Annotated in this window: 23 protein-coding genes; all 23 read right to left on the reverse strand. The window is 64.6% G+C overall.

What is annotated here, in order from left to right:
- The 23 genes from rplC to hemB all read right to left on the reverse strand — a co-directional run bounded on the left by rplC (position 1) and on the right by hemB (position 21,384).
- Complete coding sequence (gene rplC / locus OCV66_RS13105) at positions 1 to 696, reverse strand: 50S ribosomal protein L3 (protein ID WP_054327053.1); 696 nt, start codon at positions 694 to 696, stop codon at positions 1 to 3.
- Between the two features lie 296 nt (positions 697 to 992).
- Positions 993 to 1,304 carry a 30S ribosomal protein S10 gene (gene rpsJ, locus OCV66_RS13110; RefSeq protein WP_054326972.1) on the reverse strand — a complete coding sequence of 104 codons (312 nt, stop codon included), beginning with the start codon at positions 1,302 to 1,304 and terminating at the stop codon, positions 993 to 995.
- A 522-nt stretch (positions 1,305 to 1,826) separates the two neighbouring features.
- Positions 1,827 to 2,783 carry an anti-sigma factor family protein gene (locus OCV66_RS13115; RefSeq protein WP_107631614.1) on the reverse strand — a complete coding sequence of 319 codons (957 nt, stop codon included), beginning with the start codon at positions 2,781 to 2,783 and terminating at the stop codon, positions 1,827 to 1,829.
- Positions 2,780 to 3,382, reverse strand: coding sequence for an RNA polymerase sigma factor (locus OCV66_RS13120; protein ID WP_054326976.1), 603 nt, complete (start codon positions 3,380 to 3,382; stop codon positions 2,780 to 2,782). The genes OCV66_RS13115 and OCV66_RS13120 overlap by 4 nt, the downstream gene beginning before the upstream one ends.
- A 33-nt stretch (positions 3,383 to 3,415) precedes the next feature.
- Positions 3,416 to 4,387, reverse strand: a complete 972-nt coding sequence (dusB, locus tag OCV66_RS13125; protein WP_147574497.1) for a tRNA dihydrouridine synthase DusB — start codon at positions 4,385 to 4,387, stop codon at positions 3,416 to 3,418.
- Between the two features lie 107 nt (positions 4,388 to 4,494).
- Positions 4,495 to 5,001 (reverse strand): DedA family protein, encoded by a 507-nt coding sequence (locus OCV66_RS13130; RefSeq protein WP_054326978.1) that lies wholly within the window; start codon positions 4,999 to 5,001, stop codon positions 4,495 to 4,497.
- Between the two features lie 135 nt (positions 5,002 to 5,136).
- Positions 5,137 to 5,295, reverse strand: a complete 159-nt coding sequence (gene rd / locus OCV66_RS13135; RefSeq protein WP_082396997.1) for a rubredoxin — start codon at positions 5,293 to 5,295, stop codon at positions 5,137 to 5,139.
- Positions 5,296 to 5,412: 117 nt separating this feature from the next.
- Entirely contained in the window at positions 5,413 to 5,676 is a 264-nt protein-coding gene (locus OCV66_RS13140; RefSeq protein WP_107631611.1) for a hypothetical protein, read from the reverse strand.
- Between the two features lie 91 nt (positions 5,677 to 5,767).
- On the reverse strand, positions 5,768 to 8,113 hold the full coding sequence (locus OCV66_RS13145; protein WP_107631610.1) for a SpoIIE family protein phosphatase: 2,346 nt from the start codon (positions 8,111 to 8,113) through the stop codon (positions 5,768 to 5,770).
- 174 nt (positions 8,114 to 8,287) lie between these two features.
- On the reverse strand, positions 8,288 to 9,067 hold the full coding sequence (locus OCV66_RS13150; RefSeq protein WP_054326982.1) for a sirohydrochlorin cobaltochelatase: 780 nt from the start codon (positions 9,065 to 9,067) through the stop codon (positions 8,288 to 8,290).
- A 2-nt stretch (positions 9,068 to 9,069) separates the two neighbouring features.
- Positions 9,070 to 9,693 (reverse strand): precorrin-8X methylmutase, encoded by a 624-nt coding sequence (locus OCV66_RS13155; RefSeq protein WP_107631608.1) that lies wholly within the window; start codon positions 9,691 to 9,693, stop codon positions 9,070 to 9,072.
- 8 nt (positions 9,694 to 9,701) lie between these two features.
- Positions 9,702 to 10,226 (reverse strand): cob(I)yrinic acid a,c-diamide adenosyltransferase, encoded by a 525-nt coding sequence (locus tag OCV66_RS13160; RefSeq protein WP_054326983.1) that lies wholly within the window; start codon positions 10,224 to 10,226, stop codon positions 9,702 to 9,704.
- Positions 10,223 to 11,725, reverse strand: a complete 1,503-nt coding sequence (locus OCV66_RS13165) for a cobyric acid synthase (RefSeq protein ID WP_054326984.1) — start codon at positions 11,723 to 11,725, stop codon at positions 10,223 to 10,225. The genes OCV66_RS13160 and OCV66_RS13165 overlap by 4 nt, the downstream gene beginning before the upstream one ends.
- Positions 11,725 to 12,786, reverse strand: a complete 1,062-nt coding sequence (locus tag OCV66_RS13170) for a pyridoxal phosphate-dependent aminotransferase (RefSeq protein ID WP_054326985.1) — start codon at positions 12,784 to 12,786, stop codon at positions 11,725 to 11,727. Before OCV66_RS13170 ends, OCV66_RS13165 begins: the two co-directional genes overlap by 1 nt.
- 17 nt (positions 12,787 to 12,803) lie before the next feature.
- Positions 12,804 to 13,772 carry an adenosylcobinamide-phosphate synthase CbiB gene (gene cbiB, locus OCV66_RS13175; protein ID WP_054326986.1) on the reverse strand — a complete coding sequence of 323 codons (969 nt, stop codon included), beginning with the start codon at positions 13,770 to 13,772 and terminating at the stop codon, positions 12,804 to 12,806.
- Complete coding sequence (locus OCV66_RS13180) at positions 13,763 to 14,098, reverse strand: bifunctional adenosylcobinamide kinase/adenosylcobinamide-phosphate guanylyltransferase (protein ID WP_054326987.1); 336 nt, start codon at positions 14,096 to 14,098, stop codon at positions 13,763 to 13,765. The genes cbiB and OCV66_RS13180 overlap by 10 nt, the downstream gene beginning before the upstream one ends.
- On the reverse strand, positions 14,095 to 14,880 hold the full coding sequence (locus tag OCV66_RS13185) for an adenosylcobinamide-GDP ribazoletransferase (RefSeq protein ID WP_054326988.1): 786 nt from the start codon (positions 14,878 to 14,880) through the stop codon (positions 14,095 to 14,097). Before OCV66_RS13185 ends, OCV66_RS13180 begins: the two co-directional genes overlap by 4 nt.
- The gene (locus OCV66_RS13190; protein WP_054326989.1) at positions 14,877 to 15,407 is read right to left on the reverse strand and encodes a bifunctional adenosylcobinamide kinase/adenosylcobinamide-phosphate guanylyltransferase; all 531 of its coding nucleotides are present in this window, start codon (positions 15,405 to 15,407) and stop codon (positions 14,877 to 14,879) included. The genes OCV66_RS13185 and OCV66_RS13190 overlap by 4 nt, the downstream gene beginning before the upstream one ends.
- A 44-nt stretch (positions 15,408 to 15,451) precedes the next feature.
- The gene (gene cobT, locus OCV66_RS13195; protein WP_147574498.1) at positions 15,452 to 16,510 is read right to left on the reverse strand and encodes a nicotinate-nucleotide--dimethylbenzimidazole phosphoribosyltransferase; all 1,059 of its coding nucleotides are present in this window, start codon (positions 16,508 to 16,510) and stop codon (positions 15,452 to 15,454) included.
- Positions 16,507 to 17,865 carry a cobyrinate a,c-diamide synthase gene (locus tag OCV66_RS13200; RefSeq protein ID WP_147574499.1) on the reverse strand — a complete coding sequence of 453 codons (1,359 nt, stop codon included), beginning with the start codon at positions 17,863 to 17,865 and terminating at the stop codon, positions 16,507 to 16,509. The genes cobT and OCV66_RS13200 overlap by 4 nt, the downstream gene beginning before the upstream one ends.
- Positions 17,855 to 19,051, reverse strand: a complete 1,197-nt coding sequence (gene cbiT / locus OCV66_RS13205; RefSeq protein WP_107631602.1) for a precorrin-6Y C5,15-methyltransferase (decarboxylating) subunit CbiT — start codon at positions 19,049 to 19,051, stop codon at positions 17,855 to 17,857. Before cbiT ends, OCV66_RS13200 begins: the two co-directional genes overlap by 11 nt.
- Positions 19,052 to 19,114: 63 nt before the next feature.
- Positions 19,115 to 20,398 (reverse strand): glutamate-1-semialdehyde 2,1-aminomutase, encoded by a 1,284-nt coding sequence (hemL, locus tag OCV66_RS13210; RefSeq protein WP_107631601.1) that lies wholly within the window; start codon positions 20,396 to 20,398, stop codon positions 19,115 to 19,117.
- A complete protein-coding gene (gene hemB / locus OCV66_RS13215; protein ID WP_054326992.1) occupies positions 20,398 to 21,384 on the reverse strand; it encodes a porphobilinogen synthase in 987 nt (328 codons plus the stop codon). The genes hemL and hemB overlap by 1 nt, the downstream gene beginning before the upstream one ends.
- Positions 21,385 to 21,471 lie beyond the last annotated feature (87 nt).

A 21,471-nucleotide genomic window follows, 5' to 3' on the forward strand; every position in this document is an offset into this window, starting at 1 on the left:
TTACTTTCTCGCGGAAGCCTTTTGCGGGTTCTTGCTGATGCCAGCCTCGCCCTTGGCAACCTTGTTATTCTTGACGGTGTTCTTGAGCACTACGATGCCGCCCTTGGGACCCGGAACCGCGCCGCAAACGGCGATCAGGTTAAGCTCCGCGTCAACCTTGACAACGTCCAGGTTCTGAACAGTGACCTGCTCGGCACCCAAGTGGCCGGGCATCATTTTGCCCTTCATGATCTTGGACGGGTCGGAACACGCGCCCATCGAACCCTGATGACGGTGCATCGGGCCGGCGCCGTGGCTCATCGGGGAGCGGCCCGCGTTAAAGCGCTTGATAACGCCTGCGTAGCCCTTACCCTTGGAAGTGCCGGTCACGTCGACGTAGTCGCCTTCCACGAACATGTCGGCCTTGACCACATCGCCAAGCTGGAAAGTGGAGCAGTCCGCGAAGCGGAACTCCTTGAGATACTTCTTCAGAGACTCGCCCGCCTTCTTCAGGTGGCCTTTCTCCGGCTTGTTGAGCTTGCGCTCCTTGATATCCTCAAAACCGAACTGAACCGCGTTATAGCCGTCCTTTTCCTCGGTCTTGAGCTGGGTGACGACGCAGGGGCCCGCCTCGATCACCGTGCAGGGGATGACCTTGCCGTCAGCGTTGAAGATCTGGGTCATGCCGACCTTCTTGCCGATGATTGCTTTCTGCAGCATAGTGTTTTTCCTCCTTAAAGGTTATTGGTTGACGGCATTTGGCCGCCAACATGACCTCGCCGCGCGTATCGCGGCAGGGCTTCAAGCAGCCGGTTGGGTTAGTCCGTCTGCCTGTTGACAAAAGGAATCATAAGATGAAACCGCCATGCGGTTTCCCGTAAAAAGTCCAGCTTTGCCGGACTTTTTACACCCCGACCCAGCCGCCCTGGACGGCGTCATTCGGGTAACGAAGATCGGTTTCTTCCGGAACCGACCTTCGTATATAGGGGGCTTTTGAAGCCCCCTATAGGGGTTTAGAGTTTGACCTCAAACTCCACGCCCGCCGGCAGGTCGAGGGTGGTCAGCGCCTCGATGGTGGCCTGATTCGGGTTGATGATGTCAATCAGGCGCTTGTGGGTGCGGCGCTCGAACTGCTCGCGGGAATCCTTGTACTTGTGTACCGCGCGCAGGATGGTGACGATCTGCTTCTCGGTCGGCAGCGGGATCGGGCCGGAGACCTTCGCGCCGTTGCGCTTGGCGGTCTCGATGATCTTCTCCGCGGACTGGTCGATCAACTCGTGGTCGTACGCCTTGAGACGAATGCGGATCTTCTGTGCGTTTGCCATTTTGGTTTTCCTCCTCGTATGTGTGCCATACATTAAATAATGTTTTGACTCGCTACGGAGAGAAACTGCAACCCCGCCGTGCGTATCACGGTCGGGCATGAAAATAACCGGGGCGCACTGATAGTGTAACGATCCGGTCACAATAAGAAACGTAAGTGGTTCAGGCCATCGGCTTTGCGGCTCACGCGCCGCAAGTCCCGAATTTACGCAGGAACATTGCGTTTTTGCCTGGAGGCACTCTGTCCTCTCGGCTGATAGCAGTTATCTCAACCGCCCGATTGTCGGACCTACTCCGCCGAAGTTACCTGCACAGGGCAGCAATCTCCGGCATCATCGCGTTTTACCTGCTTTTGCAGGTGCCTTTATAGATTACTACAAGCATTTCCCAAAGTCAAGCGTTTGAACAAAATTTCTGCAATTTTTTTGTGAAAGCCTCCAAAATTTAATTCCCTGCGGCCGCAGGCACAAAAAAATGGCGGCCGCACCGCCATTTTTCCGTATCCCCCCTTTTCCGCAGCCGCCTTATCCGACGGTCACGATCAGGAGCCAGCTTTCCGCTTTGCTGTCCAGCGTCAGCCCCAGCCCTTCGTACGCGGAAACTTCAAAGCCCGCTTCCTCCAGCGCCTTAAAGGTGTCTTGGATCGTAGCCATGCTGTTGTCCAGCAGGAAATAAGATACCGTTTCATCCGTGGAGAGCAGTTCCCCGCCTATGTCCGGCAGCTCGCCCGTGCCGCTTGCCAGATAGCAGTGCGCCACACTTACGCCGCTCAACGCTTCCGGCAACGAAAATGCTTCCGTCTCACCGCCGGCCTGCATCACCGCCGGCCCCGAATCCCGCGGCTCGACCGCGCCGCCGCCAGCCGGCACGGCCGTGTCCGCATGGTCCCCGCCGTCCTCTCCGGCCGGATTCTCCGCTCCGCTTTCCGGAACGCTGTACGATTCCGGCGCCGCCGGTTCCGCTGGCGGCGCTTCGCCGGCGTCTGCCGACGCATCCGCCGCCTTCTCCTCCTTCGCCAGCGCCGCCTGGTCCGCAGCATCCTCTACGGCCGCACGCACGCCGCCGTTCATGTCCAAGCCCTCCGTAGCGCCTGCCGCCGTGGAGGCGTTCGAGGCGCTGACGCCCGCGCCCATGTTCACCATGCCGAACACCTGTCCCACGCCGCCGCCCAGAACCGCCAGCACGACGACCGCCGCTGCCGCGACCATAGTGAATACCGGCAGCCTGCGCGCCGGCTTTTCCGGCTGCACGACCCGCAACTTCGCCTCCTGCTCCACACACTGCATAATCTTTTCGTGCAGCCCGTCCGGAAGCGCCGCTTCGGTCGAAAACAGCGCGTGCATCTGCTCCAAATCCTGTTTCAGCGCGGCGCACGAGGGACATTCCGCCAGATGCGCCTCCAGCTTTTCCCGTTCGGAATCAGTCAGCGTACCGTCAATGCTGTTTGAGCAGAGCTGCTCATAATATTCCTTATCGCTCATGCGTCCCCGCCTCCTTTCGATTCATTAGACGCGGTAGACGGCAAAAGGTTCCCCCGCCGCAGCAAAACCGTGCGCAGCGCAAGCCGCGCGCGCGACAGGCGCGACTTGACCGTTCCCTCGCTGATCTCCAGCACCTCTGCGATCTCGGTGTAGCTCAAGCCGGATACATCGCGCAGCAATACGATCTGGCGATGCTCGCCGCTCACTTCGTCCAACGCGGCGGCCAGCTCGCGCCCAAGCTCGCTGTTCTCCAGATGCTCCTCCGGCGTGGGGGCGGTATCCGGTATCGGGCGCTCCGCGTCGTCCTCTCCCACAAGCGGCTGGGTCTGCGGCTGCGCATGCTTGTGTCGCGCAAAATCGACGCACAGGTTCATCGTGATCCGGAACAGCCAGGTGGAAAACCCGCTGTCCCCCCGAAAGGACTCGATCGACCGCCACGCGCGCAGGAACACCTCCTGCACGATGTCCGCCGCGTCCTCCGGCGAGCCGGCCGAACGCAGGGCGACCGCGTAAACGCGCTTTTCATACAGCCGCACCAGTTCTTCAAACGCCGCCACCTCGCCGCGGCGCGCTCTCGCCAGCAAATGTTTTTCGTCCATGGGCTCCCGCCCCCTTCCTGATGTCAGGCCCCGTCACGCCTGCACAGCGCGCTTGAGCTCCTCGGCCAGCGGATAAAGCTCTTCCAGCCGTTCCAGCGCGCAAATGCGTGTTTTGAAGGCCTTGAGCCCGCTCTGCCGTTTTAGATAGCAGTTTACATGGCGGCGCGCCTCCAGCATGGCGACGCGCTCCCCCTTTTGCTCCGCCGCCAGCTCGATCTGCCGCACCGCAGTATCGATCCGCTCCGCAAACGGAGGCAGCGGCGGGCAGACGCCGGTTTCCAGCAGCGCGTTCGCGCGCTCGAAAAGCCACGGGTCGCCCAATGCGCCGCGGCCGATCATCACCATATCCGCGCCGGTATGCCGCAGGATGCGGACCGCATCCTGCGGCTCGGCCACATCACCGTTGGCGATGACCGGTATGGAAACCGCCTCCCGAACCGCGCGGATCGCGTCCCAATCCGCCGTGCCGCTGTACTGCTGCGCGCGCGTTCGCCCGTGTACCGTGACCGCCGCCGCGCCACACCGCTCGGCCATGCGGGCAAAGTCCACGCAGCACACGCTCTTCTCGTCCCATCCCTTGCGGAACTTGACCGTGACCGGCACATCGACCGCGCTGACGACCGCTTCGATTACGCGCGCCGCCAGCGCGGGGTCGCGCATGAGCGCAGCCCCGTCCCCGTTGTTTGCGATCTTGGGCGCGGGGCAGCCCATATTGATATCGATGATATCGCAGCCGGACACCGCGCGCGCAATCCGCGCGCCCTCGGCCATGGTTTCCGGCTCATGCCCGAATATCTGCGCCGCGGCCGGATGCTCGTCTGCCGCCAGCGACAAAAGCGCAGGCGTTTTCTTATCCTGATAGCAAAGCGCCTTGGTGGAAACCATCTCGGTCACGGTAAGCGCCGCGCCGTGTTCCCGACAGATTTGCCGGAATGCGCGGTCGGTCACTCCGGCCATCGGCGCCAGGACCAGGCGCCCGGCGAGCATAACAGAACCGATTTGCATGTCTCTCCCCCACTGCGCATAATTTGACGCAGTATATTTTATCACAAGCCCCCACTAAATGCAAATTGCAAAGTGGTGACAAAACAAAAACCCCCTTTCGGGAGTTTTTACAGCATGGATAATATTTTTTCGCTAAAGAAATAGCCGAACGAGATCAGCACGGTGTTCCACGCCGCGATGCCGATTGCGGACCAGCCGACAAACCACTTGACCGGCATCCGAATCAACCCCGCCGGAATGGAAACAATGGTGCGCAAAACCGGAATGATACGGCAGAACGCCAGGCCGCGTCCATGCTGCGCGTCAATATACGCATGGCATCTTTTGACGAAGGAGCGGAATTTCTCGCTTTTGCCGAACAGCTTTTCCATGATCGGCTCGCCACCCCAATAGCACAGGCCGTAAATCACCAAGCTGCCGAGGAGGCCGAACACCACGCTCAGCACGATCGTCAGCACCAGAGACAACTCGCTCTGCGCGATCAGCACCCCGATGGATGGCATGATTACCCCCGCTGGAAAGCCGGGCAGATTCATATATTCGCAAAAGATTACCGCACAGATCAGGATCAACCCGTACTGGTGGAAAAGGTCAAAAAATACCTCGGCCGTCATACGCCCGCTCACTCTCCAACGCTTGATTAAGCATAGTATAACAAGCGGCCCCTGCCAAAACAAGTGACAGAGGCCGCAATTTTCAATCTATTTACAAACGGACCGCCGAAGCGGCCCGTTTCCGCGCCCGTCCGCTTATGCCGGCTCAAATTCATCCTTGCCGACCGCGCACAGCGGGCATACCCAGTCCTCCGGCAGGTCCGCGAACGCGGTACCCGGCGCAACGCCGTTATCCGGATCGCCCTCGGCGGGGTCATATATATAACCGCAGATCTTGCAAACATACTTTGTCATTTTTTGATCTCCTTTATCTTTTAATATCTATTATTAATATAATCTTTATGCTATCTATTGTCTACCGTAAAAATATACAATAATCCGGCGTATTTTCCAGCAGTTTTGACCGATTTGTCAAGCCAGCAGCCAAATCACCGACCAGGCCGCGCTCGCAAGCATGCAGCCCGCTGCAAAAGCGCAGGCGATCTGCCAGAACGCAAAACGCCGTTTGTACCGCGCGGAACGTCCCGCCACATACCCGTTTGCAATCCTGCACGCTTCGCGCACCACATCGCCGCGCGGAACCGTGTAATCCCGCACCAGAAAAATCGCCTGTTCGAATAAGCCGTGCGCATCCGGCTGCACGACCACCACGCGCCGGCTCACGCCCTTGACCATGGTAAATCCCTCCCTTTTGCAGCAAGTATGCCCAAAAGGGAGGGATTTAACCATATCCCGCCGTATTTTTACAGCTGCGCCCGCTTTTACCTCACAGCCGTTCTATGCGCATCACCAGCGCGGTCCGGTCGTCGTCATGCCCGCGCCCTTTCGCTTCGGTCACCAGGCGGGCTGCCAGTTCTTTCGGGCTTTCCCCCGCATGTCGGACCAGCAGCTCGCGTACCCAGCCGTCGTCCAGACCATCCGAAATCCCGTCGGACAGCATGATGTACAGGTCGCCATGTCCCAGGCGCAGCGGCACCGGCTCGCCCAGCGCGTCCTCTTCCGCCAGGCCGACAGGCAGCGCCTTGCCGGAAAGCATGGTCCACTGACCGCCCGCGCGCAGATAGGAGGGCGCGGCCCCGCATTTGAGACTTTCCGCCTTTCCGCTGAACAGGTCGACGGTCAGCACGTCAAGCGTGACAAACCGCGTCCCATCCGACCGCAGCCGCAGCGCGGGCGACACCGCTTTCAGCGCGTCCGCCGGCGTGATCCCCGCACGCAGGAACCGCTCCATCGAGGTGACCAGCATCCGGCTGTCCTGCGCCGCGGCCGCGCCCGAGCCCATCCCGTCCGCGAGCAGCAGGCAGGCCACGCCCGCGTCGGTCAGGAAATAGCATCCGCTGTCTCCGGAAACCGCCGCGTCCTCCTTTTGCTGCCGCCCGATACCGACGACCGCGCGGAACGGCGCGCGCTCACGCAGCACCAGATGCGGCCCCAGCTCGTCCTCCAGCCGTTTGGGCTTTGTCAGCCCGACGCCCAGCAGCGCGGACAGACCCGCGGAAAACCCCTCGCCCTGCTCCAGCACATCCCGAATACCATCGCCGTACAGCTCCACCACCAGCCTACCTTGCGCGTCCCGCACCACACAGACCCGCTCGATCCATCCGAACGCGGCTGCGTACCGGCGCACCTGCTTCTCCATCACCGGCTGCGCGGCAACGTCCCGCGTCGCCTCCGCGCCAAGCTGACGGAGGATATCCGTAATGCCCGCGTACTGCCGGGCCAGCAGGCTTTGGTTTTCCTCCTGCTGCCGCCGAAGGCTCTGGCGCTCGCGGAGCGCAAACAGCGCGCTGTTGATCGCGCGCATCAGCTCGGGCAAATGCACGCAGCGCGACGCAAAATGGTACGGGAAGTCGGACAGCTCGGCCCTGCCCCGCTTGAGCATGGGCTGAGTCACGTCGTTGAGCGCGGAAAGCGTGGTCACATAGTCCCGCTGCCAGCACTGCGAGCAGAGGACGCAGTTTTTGCACACCCTATCGCTCGCGCGGTCGAATACCGCCCGTACATTCTGATCCCCCGCCGCCTTCCCCTCGGTCACGCCGTTGAGCATGGCCAGATACATTTCGTAAAACGCCTGCGCGGCCTCGGTCGCGCACTTGCCCGCGGTCTGCCGCACCTGCTGCCGCGCGGATTCTCCCATCAGCGTGTCGGGCAGGAGCGTCTGCCGGAGCGCGTTCCACACCAGCGGCGGCATTGCGGCGAACAGCCCCACCGAGCAGACCTGCTCGATGACCAGCGGGATAAACAGCGCATGTTCCACGCCCAGCATCGCCGCACAGACGCCGGAGGCGAGCGCGCAGACCGCGAACCACAGCCGCCCCTGGTCGCGGAACAGACCGGCAATCAGTGCGCACAGACCGTAGCAGCAGGTGAACAGCGCACCGTACCCGACCGCGAGATCCATGGCCGCGCCAAACGCCACGCCCGCCGCCGCGCCCGTTGTGGACCCGCCGAGGTAAGCCGCAGCCAGCGCCAGCAGCAGCGCCACGACCCGCGCGGGCGCGAACAGCCCGAACACCGTCAGATCGGAAAGTGACAGCAGGACGGTTGCCGTTACCGCCAGCAGGGTGGCCGGCCGTTTCCAGTCGTTCTCCTCACGCGGCGGGGCAAGCGCCCCGCCATAGATCCAGCAGGCAGCGAAGGTCAGCCCCTGAACGGCGATAAAGGTCAGGAGCGCCGCCGTGTCGAGCGCCGCGCCCGCGGGCAGGAACACAAAGGTACACGCCGCTCCGGACAGAGTTGCTACCGTGGGCGCAAACCACCTCCGCTCCATGACACGCAGCCCCGCGCACACGCTCATCACACATAGCACGAGCAGGGCCGCGGCGGCATACAGCCCGCTTTTGATCCCGCCGCCGAGCAGCATCGCGCCGAAAAACATGCCGCCGATCGCGCTCAGCCCCGCCCCACGCGCCATCAGAGCGGAGGCCATCGCCAAACCAAAAGGGGCATAACCTCCGAGCACCGCGCCGCGCGTCAGCACCGCGCACAGCACAAACCGCTGCACGCCAGTCAACAGCGTATGCAGGTGCTCCTCGTTCCAAAGCTGCGCCGCCCGCGCCGCGGCGCGCCCGATGAGCTGCGGCGCCGCTCTTTTTGTTTTCTGCTTGTCCATTTTCGTTATGCCTCCCTTGTTTTTCCAGTATATCCCAAACAATTTGCAGGCTTTGCCGGAAAATAAGAGGGGGAATAGTATTTTTGCGTATTTTATCCCTGTGGGGCGGAAAACAGGGCGCAAAAAAGAGGGAGGAAAGACCGTTTCGGTCTTTCCTCCCTCTGCTGTCAGTCATTACAGCGCCGCAGCGCGCCTGCAGTGGTCGACAAAGATATCCCCTACCGCGCCCAATTCGCCCAGGCCATACAGATGGGTCTGCACCTGATAGCCCTCGCTCTCCAGGCGGCTCTTCCAACTATCCTCTCCCTCCCCCGCCAGGTCGTTGTGCGCATGGTCGCCTGCAACGATCATCAGCGGCGCAAGGTGAACCTGCGCGATCTCGCGCTGGTGCAGGCGGGACAGCACATAGTCAAGATGCGGGAATCCCTCGACCGTGCCGACATACACACGCTCCGCGCCGTGGTAGCGGAACGTGTTTTCCACCAGCGCGTACGCCGCGTTTGCCGGATGCGCAGAGCCATGCCCCATAAAGAGATAGGCCTCGTCCCTGTCGAGCCGGGGCATGCGGGCGAGCAGGGCTTCGGTCAGGCGCAGATAGTCGCCCGTCCCCCACAGCAGTGGGTCGCCCGCCAACAGCTTCTCAAAACGGCCGCAGAACGGCCGAAGTTGGCGCAGCATCTTTTCATACTCCTGTCCGAAAATGACATGCAGGCTTTGGCACCGCACCTCATCGTAGCCCGCCGCCGCGAGCCGCTCCAGCAGCTCCTCCGGCTGCGGGATATGCACACCCTCCTCCCGCTCGATCCTGCGCGCTACCATCTCCGAGGTAAACGACCGGTAAAAATCATGCGTCGGGAACGCGCACCGCAGCCGCTCCTCCAGCTTTTCAATCGCACGGCGCGCCTCCGGCCAGGCCGTGCCGAAGCTGACGACCACCAGCGCTTTTTTTCCCATATTTAAAATCCCTCCCGTTCAATCAACTGGTACAGCAGCGCGTTGACGATGGCCGCCGCGACGTTCGAGCCGCCCTTCCTTCCCCGCGCGATGATATACGGCGTCTGCCCGCCGATAAAAAGCTCCTTTGCCTCGACCACGTTGACAAAACCGACCGGCACGCCAATCACAAGCGCGGGCGACACCGCCCCCTCCGCGATCAGCTCGTGCAGCCGGATCAGCGCTGTCGGCGCGTTCCCAACGGCGAAAATGAGCGGGCCGTCCAGCAGCGCGGCATACTCCATCGAAACCGCCGCGCGCGTCACGCCGCGCGCCCCTGCCGCGCGCGCCACGGCCCCATCCGCCATATAGCAGACCGCCCGCCCGCCGAGCGCCTGCAGAGCGCCCTTATTCACGCCCGCCAGCGCCATATTCGTATCGGTCACGACGGTCGCGCCCGAAGCCAGCGCTTCCCTGGCCTGTCCGACCGCGCCGGGCGAAAAAGCGAGGCTGTCCGCGTAGTCGAAATCCGCCGTTGTGTGGATGACCCGCTTGACCACTTCGGACTCCCCATCCGGAAACGTCCGCTCCCCCAGCTCGGCCGTGATAATGGCAAAGGAGCGTTTTTCGATATCCTGCGGCCGCATGTGTCCATTCAAAATTCGATCCCCTCCCGCGCGGCCACGCCGCGGTCGAACGGATGGCGGCGGGCGGCCATTTCCGTGATATAATCGGCGCGCGCGCACAGCGCTTCCGAGGGGCCGCGGCCAGTCATCACCACCTCTAATGTTTCCGGCCGTCCGTCCAGGAACGCCAGCACTGCCCGCTCCTCCAGGAAGCCGCAGGATACTGCCGCGCACACCTCGTCCAGCACGAGCAGGCGCGCGCCCTCGCGCACGGCAAAGCCCGCCGCCGCCTCAAACATGCGGGATACCGCGTCGGCGGTCCGGCGCTTCTCCTCCTCCGTCATCTGGAAGGAGAACTTACCCACCGGATTGGCCGCCAGCACGGTCACGTTTTTCAGCCCCGCCAGCGCGCGGCACTCGCCCGACGTCCCGTCCTTCAAAAACTGCGCGAACACCACCCTGCCGCCATGCCCCGCGCACCGCACAGCCAGCCCGACCGCGGCGGTCGTTTTTCCTTTCCCTTCGCCGCAATACAAATGAATCAGCCCTTTCATCCGTTTCCCTCCAGTATCCGGTAAATATACCCCATATCCAGCGCCCGCCGCACGGTATCCGCCAGCAGGTCGTACTGTCTTTCCTTATATCGCGCCGTGTCGCAAGCCGTGTCTGCCAGCGTCACGCCCCTGCGCGCGGCCAGCGCCTGCACCAGCGCCTGCGCCGCGTCCGGCATGTCGAACAGGCCGTGCAGATAGGTGCCGTAAGCGCTGTCCGCCTGGCACCCGTCCCAGAACGACGTTCCGTCCGCGCGCGTCAGCCGGATCAGCGGCAGGGCGCCCGCGTCCAGCGCGGTTTCGCCCATATGGATCTCATAACCGGACGCGCCCGCGCCCGATAAGCCGCGCAGCACGCCCCCGACCGTACCGAACGCGCCGCTTGCCTGCGCCGTGGTCTTGACCGGACGGAACACGGTTTCCACCGGCAGCAGCCCCAAGCCACGCATGACTCCGCCGCCCTCGGTGTTTTCCGGATCGGATACGGCGCGCCCCATCATCTGATAGCCGCCGCACACGCCGAACACCGGCACGCCCGCCGCGTGCCATTTGAGAAGCTGGGCTTCCATGCCGCTTTCACGCAGCCATTTCAGGTCCGCGAGCGTGGATTTGGTGCCGGGCAGCAGGATCAGGTCCGCGCCCTCGAGCTGCTCCGGCGCGCCGGCATAGCGCACACCCACTCCCTCAATCCGTTCGAGCGGGGAGAAATCCGTAAAGTTGGACAGCCTTGGCAGCCGCACGACCGCGATATCCACGAGCGCGGGCGCGCCGCACGCGTCCAGCCGCGCGGAAAGGCTGTCCTCATCGTCGATGTCGAACCGGCCATAGGGTACCACGCCGACGACCGGCTTGCCGGTCAGCCGTTCCAGTTGTGTCAGGCCCGGGCGCAGGAGCTCTACGTCGCCCCGAAATTTGTTGACGATCAGGCCCCTGACGCGCGCCTGTTCCTCCGCTTCAAGCAACGCCACCGTGCCGTACAGCGACGCGAACACGCCGCCGCGGTCGATGTCGCCCACCAGCAGCACCGGCGCGTCCACCAGCTTCGCCAGCCCCATGTTGACGATGTCGTCCTGCTTGAGGTTGATCTCCGCCGGACTGCCCGCGCCCTCGATCACAATGATATCGTACTCCGCCGCCAAGCTGTCGTAAGCGTCCCTGACGATCGGAAGCAGCGCCTTTTTTCCGCCCCAGTACTCGCGCGCCGTGCGGTTGCCGCACGCCTCCCCCATGACGACCACCTGCGAGCCGGTGTCGCTCGTCGGCTTGAGCAGGATGGGGTTCATCCGCACATCGGGCGGGATACCCGCCGCCTCGGCCTGCACAACCTGCGCGCGGCCCATCTCTTTCCCACCTGCGGTGATAAAGGAGTTGAGCGCCATGTTCTGCGATTTGAACGGCGCGACGCGGTACCCGTCCTGCCGGAAGATGCGGCACAGCGCCGCGCACAGCAGGCTTTTACCCGCGTTCGAGCAGGTCCCCTGCACCATGATGCACCTTGCCATCAGCACCCCTCCTTTCGTATTGCGTCCAGCGCGGCGAACAGGCGCGCGGTATCGTCCCCGCTCCTGACCGCCGTGCGGTAATAGCCCGCGCCCAGGCCGCGGTAATTGGCGCAGTTCCGGATCAAAACGCCGCGCGCCGCGAGCTTTTCGTGCAGCGCCGCGTCCCCTGACCGGAACAACAGGAAGTTCGCTTCGCCCGGGCAGACGGCCAGCCCGCGCGCCGCAAGCCCGCCGGAGAGCCGCGCGCGTTCCTCCGCGATGCGCGCCGCGACCCGCGCGGCCCATTCCCGTTCGCCCGCCGCAGCCGCGGCACACGCCTGCGCGACCACCGATACGTTCCACGGCTGTCCCGCACGATACAGCGCTTCGATCAGACCAACGTCCGCAGTCATACACCAGCCGAAGCGCACGCCCGGCACCGCGAACAGCTTGGTATACGCCCGCAGCAGAATCAGATGCGGGCTGCCCGCCAGCAGACCTTTCAGCGTGTGCCGCGCCGCGTCCTGCAGGAAGTCTACAAAGCACTCGTCCACGATCAGGCGCGCGCCGGCGTCCGCGCACCGCGCCGCGACGGCGCGCAGCAGAGCCGGCTCGACCGTGCGGCCGGTCGGGTTATTGGGGTTGCACAGGTAGACCACGTCGGTTTCGGGCGTGATATCGGATAAAATGCGCTCCGTGACCGCAAAGCCCTCGTCTTCACGCAGATAATGGAAGCGGATATCCGCGCCCGCGAGCGTGCGCTCATACTCGGCGAACGCCGGCGCGGTGAGCAGCGCCCTGCGGGGGCGCAGCGCCGCCGCCAAGCGGTCGAGCACGTCCGCCGCGCCATTGCCGCAGTACAGGAAGCCGTCGGGGACGGCCTCGGCCGCGCCGATGGCGCGCCGCGCCGCGCGGCAGAACGGGTCGGGGTAGCGCGCGCAGTCCTCTATCGCCCTGTGCATCGCCTGCCTGACCCGCTCCGGAATGCCGAACGAGCTGATATTCGCGGACAGGTCAAGCGGTTCGCCGCCGTACCGCTCGGCATAGGAATACACATCACCGCCGTGTACATATTCCGGCATCGTCAGCCTCCTTTCCCTTATCCGAACGGCGGCCAGCCGGTGGTCAGCCGCACCGCTGCTCCAAGCGTCAGCGCCAGTGCTGACGCCGCTGTCATCAGATCCGCCGCGCGCAGGATATCGCTGCGGCTTATCTCCTTATCCGGATCGCCGAACGCCGCCTTTTTGACCGTTTTGCCAAAATAGCTCGCGTCCCCGCCCAGCCGGATATGCAGCGCGCCCGCGCAGGCCGCCTCGGTCTGTCCGGCGTTCGGGCTTTTGTGGTGGTTCCGGTCGCGACGGAAGATGCGCAGCGCGTTGCGGTTGTCCATGCCGAGCATGCCCGTACCCGCGATCAGGCATACTGCCGCCAGCCGCGCAGGGATAAAATTGAATATATCGTCCATGCGGGCGGAAAACTTGCCCAGATACTCGTATTGGTCGCTGTGGTAGCCGACCATGGAGTCCAGCGTGTTCACTGCCTTATACAGCAGGCCGAGCGGCGCGCCGCCGAGCAGCATATAGGCCAGCGGCGCAACCACGCCGTCGGTGGTGTTTTCCGCGATGGTCTCGACCGCAGCCTTGATGACGCCCTCCCGATCGAGCGCGCCGGTGTCGCGGCCGACATACATAGCGACCGCCTTGCGCCCCTCGTCCAGCGAGGCATCGAGCGCGGTATAAACGTGCCGCCCCGCGTCCGCCAGGCTTTTGCGCGCAAAAATCAGCCAGCAGAGCAGCGTCTCCGCGCCGAAGCCCAGCCAGAAGTGTACACCCCGCAGCCAGCGCAGCAGGAAGAGCGGCGCGGCAAAGCTCACCCCGCACACCACGAGCCACAGCAGCACGCCCGCTACGGTCTCGCCGCGCGGCGTTTTGGGGAACACCCGCCGCAGCACGCGCTCGCACCGCGTAATCAGCCGCCCAATCAGACACACGGGATGCAGGGCGCTGTTCGGGTCGCCCAGCACCCAATCGAGCACGAAGCCGAGCAGCACGGCGCAGGTCAAATACATGGTCTCTCTCCTTTAATATATTGCGGCAGGCCCGCGGTCACGCGCACAACCGCGTCCGCCTCCGCCGCGAGCGCGCAGCACAGCCGGCCGGCCGCCTCGCGCCAGGTTTCGTCCGCGCGGTCCATCGGCACGATGCCGCAGCCAACCTCGTCGCAGGTTACGGCGCAGCCGCGCAGCCCGCCGAGCAGCGCCATGGGGTCGCGTCCCGCGTCCAGCTCGTCCCGCACGCGCACGTGCAGGCCGGTGACCAACGGCAGGTTCGGATACAGCCGCGCGGCCAGCGCGGCCTTTCCCTGATGCGCGCCGCCGATGAGTAAAACCGTCACAGCACCATCCCTCCAAACGCGGCGCACACCAGCGCCAGCAGCTCCGCAAGTGAAATATAAAAACCGGCAAGATCGCCTGTGATGCCGCCGAAAACATGCACTGTCAAACGGCTATGCAGTATATACCACAGTCCGATCAGCACCAAATAGTGCATAGCGAATATGCCGTTCCCTGTACAATACAGCCACACCAGCAGCAGCACCTCCAGCGCTGCTTCCTCCAGCTTAAGCGTCATATCGACCGCCTTTTTATCGCTGTTTTCCGCAAAGATATGCGCAAGGCCGGTATCTTTGGCGCAGGGTATGGTCACGATCTTGCGTCCCCCGTCGGTACGCGCCACGGCAAACCCAACAAATACCACCGGCAAAAACTGCGGCGTTTGATAGATCTGCGCGAAGCACGCGGTCTCGGCCAGCAGGAACGCCGTCAGCCACAGCGGCCCGAACGCGCCCACATGCGGGTCCTTCAAGATCGCCAGCCGCTTTTCGCGGTCGCCGTAGGAGCAGAGCGCGTCGCAGGTATCGCACAGCCCGTCCAGATGGATGCCGCCTGACACTGCAAGCGGAATAAGCGCCGCGCCCACCGCGTAAAACAGTCCCGCCGCGCCGTATCGCGTACAGAACGCATGCCATACCCCCTCCAGCACGCCGATCAGCACGCCGACAAGCGGCAGAAAGGACAGCGCCCAGCGCATGGTCCGTTTTTCCCACCGCACCTGCGGCACGGGTACGGCGGAATACAGCGAAAACGCGACCAGCAGGCCGCTCCAGGCGCTTTTCAAATCCCTTTCTCCCCTTTCAGCGGCAGCAGGATGCCGCAGACCGATTCGTATACCGCGTCCGCACGCGCGGCAAGCGCGGCGTGCAGCCGCCCGAGCGTGCGGATATAGGCCGCGGTCTCGGGCGGGTAGGCCAGCCCGTCTGAAAACACCTCGTTCGATACGACGACCAGCGTTTCGCAGCAGTCTTGCAGGCGCGCGATGCCTGCAAGGGTGCTGCCGAACGCTGCCTCGCCCGCGCCCGCGGGATCGAACAGCTCGTTAGCGAGCAGGTTGCCCAGGTCCTCAAGCAGGATGCCGTCGTACCGCCGGGGCAGCTCCAGCCCCGCGAGGCCGAGCGGGCGTTCGACCGTTTCAAAGCCCTTGTCCCGCCGCAGGGCGCGGTGACGGGCGATACGCGTCTCCGCCGCCGCGCCAAACGGCTGCATGGTCGCCAGATATAAGCGCGCGCCCGCCGCGGACGCGCACAGCAGCCGCTCCGCGTGTGCGGATTTGCCGCTCGCCGCGCCGCCGGTGACCAATATCAGCATAAAAACGCTCCTTTCTCCCTGCCGGATGGACCAGCCCGCCGCCCTCATGCCTGCGGCGTATAGGCTTCGATGCCGGTTTCCGCGAAGCTGACCATGCCATCGTACGCCGCCAGCGTCAGGTCGAGCAGGCTGACCGCTGCGACCGCACCCGTCCCCTCGCCCAGCCGCAGGCCGGCCGCGATCATCGGCGTTTTCCCCAGCCGCTCCAGCAGGAGCTTTCCCGCCGGCTCCTCCGGCCGGTGCGCTGCGATCAGGTAATCGCCCGCCGCGGGACACAGCCGCACGGCGAGCAGCGCCGCCGCACACGAAATCACACCGTCCAGCACAGCGGGCAGGCCGCAGGCCGCCGCGCCGAGGTACAGCCCCGCCAGCCCCGCGATATCCAGCCCGCCGACCTTGTGCAGCACGTCCATCGGGTCGTCCGGATCCGGCCGGTGCAGGGCGAGCGCGGTCTGGATCACGCACACCTTGCGCGACAGGCCCGCAGAGGACAGACCCGCGCCACGTCCGGTGACCGTATACACATCCGCACCGGTGAGCGCGGCGGTCACGGCCGCGCTGGTCGTGGTATTGCCGATGCCCATTTCACCGCCGCACAGCAGGCGGTATCCGTCCGCCGCGCACTGCTCCGCCAGGCTGATGCCGGTCTCCACCGCGCGCACCGCCTCCTCCCGCGTCATGGCGGGCTGTTCCAGCAGGTCCGCCGTGCCGTACCGCACCTTGCGCCGCAGGATGCGGTCGCCCTGCACATCGCGCGCCACGCCGATATCGACGGGAAACGCATCCATGCCGATCCGCCGCGCCATCAGGCAGACGGTGGACTGCCCGCGCCCCATGTTTTCGGCCACCACGGCCGTGACCTCCTGCCCGCACTGGGTCACGCCCTCCGCGACCACGCCGTTATCCGCGCAGAACACCACCACGGCGCGCCGGCCGATTTCTGGCCGACCCGTGCGCTGGATGCCCGCCAGCTGCACCACCGCCTCCTGCAGCAGCCCGAGGCTGCCGAGCGGCATAGCGATATCGGAAAAGCGGCGGCGCGCCGCGTCCATGCTCTCCCCGCACAGCGGCCTGACCAAAGCGATTGTTTGTTCCAGCGTCATCTCCTGTCCCTCCATTCTGCACATTTGCGCACAAAATTTTCCGCGACTGGGGCGGCCGCCCCGAAATACAGATGCGGAAAGCCCGCGTACAGCGTCTCCGACGCATGGATGCAGTCCCACGCGCGGCCGTTCGGCTTTTCCGCTCGGAACGCGTACCCTGCATCGTCCGACTGCGCATAGTGGAACTCGTGCGCGCGCAGGCTCTCCCCCGCGCAGCACAGCAGGTTGTCCCGCTGGGCGGTCAGAGTCACATAGCCGAACGGCTGGAGCTTCTCCGTCATGCGCGCGTCCGCATCCAGCACGCCGGCCATTGGACATCCGTTCAGCGTGCGGTGCAGGTACAAAAAGCCACCGCACTCCGCCACCGTGGGCAGGCCGCCCTGCACCGCCGCGCGGACGCTATCCCGCATGGTGCAGTTGGCGGCGAGCTTTGCCGCGTGCAGCTCGGGGTAACCCCCGCCGAGGTACAGGCCGTCGACCGCCCGGGGCAGCTTTTCATCCGTGAGCGGCGAGAATTCGATGAGCTCCGCACCGAGCGTGCGCAGGATGTCCAGATTTTCCGCATAATAAAAGCAGAACGCCCGGTCGCGCGCGACCGCGATGCGCACCGGCCTATCCACGGCTGGGACAGGCCGCGCGCTTTCCCCAGTGAGCGGCGGCGCAGAACGCGCGAGGGCCAGCAGCCCGTCGAGGTCAACCCCCTGTTCGGCCGCGTCCGCGAGGCGGTCGAGCTTGCCTTGCAGCCCGCTGACCTCGTCCGCGGCCAGCAGACCGAGATGGCGGCTCGGAACCACCGCTTCCGGCACGGGCGGCAGAAAGCCATAGACCCGCAGGCCCGCCTGCTCCGCAACCGCCCTGTAAAACGGGTACATCGCCTGTGATATCCCGTTCAGCAGCACGCCGCACAGGGTGTTGGGTGCAAAGTCCCGAAAGCCCCGCAGCACCGCGGCCAGGGAAAGCGACTGCCCCCCCGGCCGCACGATGAGCACGGCGGGCGTATCGGTCGCGCGCGCGAGGTGCGCCGCCGAGGCGCGGTCGGTCGCGCCCGATCCGTCCAGCACGCCGTCATAAAAGCCCATGACACCCTCGATCACTCCCAGCCCGTCCGGCGGAGTGTGCCGCGCAAGCTGGCCACGCACCGCCGCCGCCTCTGCAAAAAACAGGTCGAGGTTGCGGCTCGGCACGCCGAGCGCGGCGGTGTGGAACATGGGGTCGATGTAATCCGGCCCGCACTTGAAGGCCGCGAGCGGCACGCCGCGCCGCTGGAACGCGCGCAGCAGCGCGCTGGTCACGGTGGTCTTGCCGCAGCCCGAGCCGGTACCCGCCAGCAGCAGGCGGGGCGCATTACTCTGCATGGCCGTCCCCTTTCCCCGACAGGATAAACACCGGATTGTTCGCAGTCATCATGGTATACGGTCCGACCACCCGGCCGCGCGCGGCGGCAAGCTGGACGACCTCGATCTCCGCGAAACCCAGCTCCGCCAGCGCGGCCTGCGCCGCGTGCAGCGTTTCCAGCGCGATGGCGTTGACTGCCACGCGCACGGCTGGATTCTTACGCTTTGCGGCTTGCAAAATGCACCGCATCGCGCCGCCGCTCCCGCCGACGAACACGCAGTCAGGCGCGGGCAAGGCTTCGAGCGCCGCCGGCGCCGCGCCATCGATAATGCGCACATTATACCCGCCGAGCCTGCGGCGGTTTTCCCCGAGCAGCTTTACCGCGTCCGCGCTCCGCTCGACCGCATACACCAGCCCGTCGGACGCACGCCGCGCCAGCTCAAGCGTTACCGCGCCCGTGCCTGCGCCCACGTCCCACACGGTGTCGCGCGGCTGCACCGCGAGCTTGGATACGGACACCCAGCGCACCTCCTCCTTGGTCATGGGTACGTCCCCGCGTGCCAGCATCGCGTCACGCACCGGCTCGCGGGCGTTTGCCGCGTCCGGATGCTCGATCAGCAGCACGGCCAGGCCGCCGCAGGGCTTGCCCGCCAGCACCGCCGCCGCGCCGGTCTCGATGCGCTCGTCCGCCGCGCCGAGGTTTTCGCCCAGGTGTACGGTCAGGCCGCCCAGATCCGCGTCCGCGAGCGTCTGGCACACGATAGGCGCGGCCTGCGCGCCTCCCGTAAGCACAAAGGTCCTTTTGTGGTAGCTCACCGCGCCGAGGATGCTGCCCGCGCGGCCGTGCAGGCTGCGCACACACACATTGTCATACGGCGCGCCCAGCTTTGCGCAGAAATACTGCAGGCTGGACAGGCCGGGTACCAGCTGCACCGTGCCGTGCGGCGCAAGCTGTCCGCGCAGCCGTGCGGCTGCGCTGAAAAAGCCCACGTCGCCCGACACCAGCACGGCAGCGGTCTGCGCACCCGCCGCAACAGCCTGCGCCGCCAGCCGGTCGAATGGACAGACCGCCGCGCGGCCGCACACCGCCGCCAGCCGTGCGGTAGCGAACACCGTATCGGATGCGTCAAGCACGCGTCGGGCTTCGCCGGTCAGCCCGTCCGGCGCGCCCATCCCCACGCCGACAATATAGAATGTGCGGGACATAAAACACCTCTTTGCAACCGGAGTGTTGGAACGTCTTTTCGTATAGGATGCTTTTGAAGCCCTCTATGCGAGCGCAGCAATACTCTCCTCCACCGCCTGCACCGTGCAGGCCAGGTCGTTCTGTGTGTGCGCCGAGGAAACGAACATGGCTTCGAACTGGCTGGGCGCAAGATACACCCCTCGCAATAACATCTCATTAAAATACTTTGCGTATAATTTTGTGTTGCTTTCCTGAGCGGCGGCAAAGCAGTCCACCGGCTGTTCTGTAAAATACGGACACAACAGCGAACCGATCTGGTTGACCTGCAGAGCCACGCCATGCCTTTTCGCGCTCTCGCGCAGGTGGTTGGCGATATACCGTGCCCCGGTCTCCATCACCGTGTACACCTCGGGATGGTCGGCCAATATCGTAAGCTGCGCCAGCCCCGCCGCCATCGCGACAGGATTGCCGGACAGCGTACCCGCCTGATACACCGGCCCGCAGGGCGCGACCTGCTCCATCAGCGCGCGGCTGCCCGCGTATGCGCCGACCGGCATGCCGCCGCCGATAATCTTGCCGAACGTAACCAAGTCGGCGCGCACGCCAAAATATTCCTGCGCGCCGCCCGCCGCCAGTCGGAAGCCGGTGATGACCTCGTCAAAAATGAGCAGGCTGCCGTGCTTGTCGCACAGGCGGCGCAGTCCCTGCAAAAAGCCGTCCTTCGGCGGGACGACGCCCATATTCGCCGCGACCGGCTCGACAATCACCGCCGCGACCTGATTCGGGTTGGCATCCAGCAGGCGCTCGACCGAGGCAAGGTCGTTGTACTGCGCCATCAGCGTATCCTGCGCCGCGCCGCGCGTGACTCCCCTGGAATCCGGCTCGCCCTGCGTGAGCGCGCCGCTGCCCGCGCCGACCAGCATCGCGTCTGAATGGCCGTGGTAGCAGCCCTCAAACTTGATCAGCTTGTCCCGTCCAGTCGCGCCGCGCGCCAGACGCACCGCGCTCATCACCGCCTCGGTGCCGCTGTTGACCATGCGCACCATCTCGATGTGCGGCACCATCCCAATCATCTTTTCGGCCATCTCTACCTCGAGGGCGGTCGGCGCGCCGAAGGACAGTCCGCACACCATGCGGTCGTACACCGCTTTCAAAATATCCGGATGGCTGTGGCCGAGCACCATCGGCCCCCAGGAGCCGACATAGTCAATATATTCCAGCCCGTCCTCGTCCAGCACGTGACTGCCCAGGCCCTTGACGATAAAGCGCGGCCTGCCGCCCACCGCGCGGAACGCGCGCACAGGCGAGTTGACCCCGCCGGGCAGCACCTTTTGCGCGCGTTCAAACCATTCCTCCGATCTGGTCATCAGCCGATATCCCCTTTCCGGATCGCGTCCGCCAGCTCGGGCGCATAGTAGGTGATCAGGATGTCCGCGCCCGCGCGGTAGATGCACACCGCGCTCTCGCACATCACGCCGTATTCGTCGATCAGGTCGGCCTTTGCCGCCGCTTTTATCATCGCGTATTCGCCGGACACCTGATACGCCGCAACCGGCAGGTCGAACCGCTGCCTGCACCGGTACATCAGGTCGAGATAAGGCATGGCGGGCTTGATCATCAGGATATCCGCGCCCTCGGCCGCATCGAGCGCGCATTCGCGCATGGCCTCGCGGCCGTTGTGCGGGTCCATCTGGTAGGAGCGCCGGTCGCCGAACGCAGGCGCGGAGCCTGCCGCCTCCCGAAACGGCCCGTAAAAGGACGACGCGTATTTGGCGGCATAGGACATGATGGGTACATGGATAAAGCCGTTCTCATCCAGCGCCCTGCGGATGGCCGCGACGCGGCCGTCCATCATGTCGCTCGGCGCGACCATGTCCGCGCCCGCGCGCACATGGCTGACCGCTGTTTTCGCCAATACCTCGAGCGTTTTGTCATTGTCCACGTCATGACCGCACAGGATGCCGCAATGCCCGTGCGAGGTATACTCGCACATGCACACGTCGGTGACGATATACATTTCAGGGGCGAGCGCCTTGATTTTGCGAATGCCCTGCTGGACCACGCCGTTTTCATCCCACGCGGACGAGCCGCGCTCATCCTTATGCGCGGGCAGGCCGAACAGGATGACGCGGGACACGCCGTGCGCGTGCGCCCGCTCGACCATGCGCCCAAGCTGGTCGGGCGAATAGTGGTACTGGCCGGGCAGGGATGGGATCTCCTCATAAACGCCCTCCCCTTCGATCACGAACACCGGCCAGATCAGGCTTTCGGGGGAAATGCGCGTTTCGCGCACCAGCCGGCGCAGGTTATCCGACGCGCGCAGGCGGCGGGGGCGGATGGTTTGGTCAAACATATTCTTATACTCCCTCCAATAAACAGGCGATCATATCCTCTATCGTCGCGTTTGCCGCGACTTTTACGTTCATCCCATATCGGCGGG

The sequence above is a fragment of the Agathobaculum ammoniilyticum genome, assembly GCF_025567315.1.
GTDB classification, from domain to species: Bacteria; Bacillota; Clostridia; order Oscillospirales; family Butyricicoccaceae; genus Agathobaculum; species Agathobaculum ammoniilyticum.

Coding starts and splice junctions, on each gene's coding strand:
- rpsJ (WP_054326972.1), bottom strand. CDS start 1,304: ATGGCAAACGCACAGAAGATCCGCATTCGTCTCAAGGCGTACGACCAC.
- OCV66_RS13115 (WP_107631614.1), bottom strand. CDS start 2,783: ATGAGCGATAAGGAATATTATGAGCAGCTCTGCTCAAACAGCATTGAC.
- OCV66_RS13120 (WP_054326976.1), bottom strand. CDS start 3,382: ATGGACGAAAAACATTTGCTGGCGAGAGCGCGCCGCGGCGAGGTGGCG.
- dusB (WP_147574497.1), bottom strand. CDS start 4,387: ATGCAAATCGGTTCTGTTATGCTCGCCGGGCGCCTGGTCCTGGCGCCG.
- OCV66_RS13130 (WP_054326978.1), bottom strand. CDS start 5,001: ATGACGGCCGAGGTATTTTTTGACCTTTTCCACCAGTACGGGTTGATC.
- rd (WP_082396997.1), bottom strand. CDS start 5,295: ATGACAAAGTATGTTTGCAAGATCTGCGGTTATATATATGACCCCGCC.
- OCV66_RS13140 (WP_107631611.1), bottom strand. CDS start 5,676: ATGGTCAAGGGCGTGAGCCGGCGCGTGGTGGTCGTGCAGCCGGATGCG.
- OCV66_RS13145 (WP_107631610.1), bottom strand. CDS start 8,113: ATGGACAAGCAGAAAACAAAAAGAGCGGCGCCGCAGCTCATCGGGCGC.
- OCV66_RS13150 (WP_054326982.1), bottom strand. CDS start 9,067: ATGGGAAAAAAAGCGCTGGTGGTCGTCAGCTTCGGCACGGCCTGGCCG.
- OCV66_RS13155 (WP_107631608.1), bottom strand. CDS start 9,693: ATGCGGCCGCAGGATATCGAAAAACGCTCCTTTGCCATTATCACGGCC.
- OCV66_RS13160 (WP_054326983.1), bottom strand. CDS start 10,226: ATGAAAGGGCTGATTCATTTGTATTGCGGCGAAGGGAAAGGAAAAACG.
- OCV66_RS13165 (WP_054326984.1), bottom strand. CDS start 11,725: ATGGCAAGGTGCATCATGGTGCAGGGGACCTGCTCGAACGCGGGTAAA.
- OCV66_RS13170 (WP_054326985.1), bottom strand. CDS start 12,786: ATGCCGGAATATGTACACGGCGGTGATGTGTATTCCTATGCCGAGCGG.
- cbiB (WP_054326986.1), bottom strand. CDS start 13,772: ATGTATTTGACCTGCGCCGTGCTGCTCGGCTTCGTGCTCGATTGGGTG.
- OCV66_RS13190 (WP_054326989.1), bottom strand. CDS start 15,407: ATGCTGATATTGGTCACCGGCGGCGCGGCGAGCGGCAAATCCGCACAC.
- cobT (WP_147574498.1), bottom strand. CDS start 16,510: ATGACGCTGGAACAAACAATCGCTTTGGTCAGGCCGCTGTGCGGGGAG.
- OCV66_RS13200 (WP_147574499.1), bottom strand. CDS start 17,865: ATGCAGAGTAATGCGCCCCGCCTGCTGCTGGCGGGTACCGGCTCGGGC.
- cbiT (WP_107631602.1), bottom strand. CDS start 19,051: ATGTCCCGCACATTCTATATTGTCGGCGTGGGGATGGGCGCGCCGGAC.
- hemL (WP_107631601.1), bottom strand. CDS start 20,398: ATGACCAGATCGGAGGAATGGTTTGAACGCGCGCAAAAGGTGCTGCCC.
- hemB (WP_054326992.1), bottom strand. CDS start 21,384: ATGTTTGACCAAACCATCCGCCCCCGCCGCCTGCGCGCGTCGGATAAC.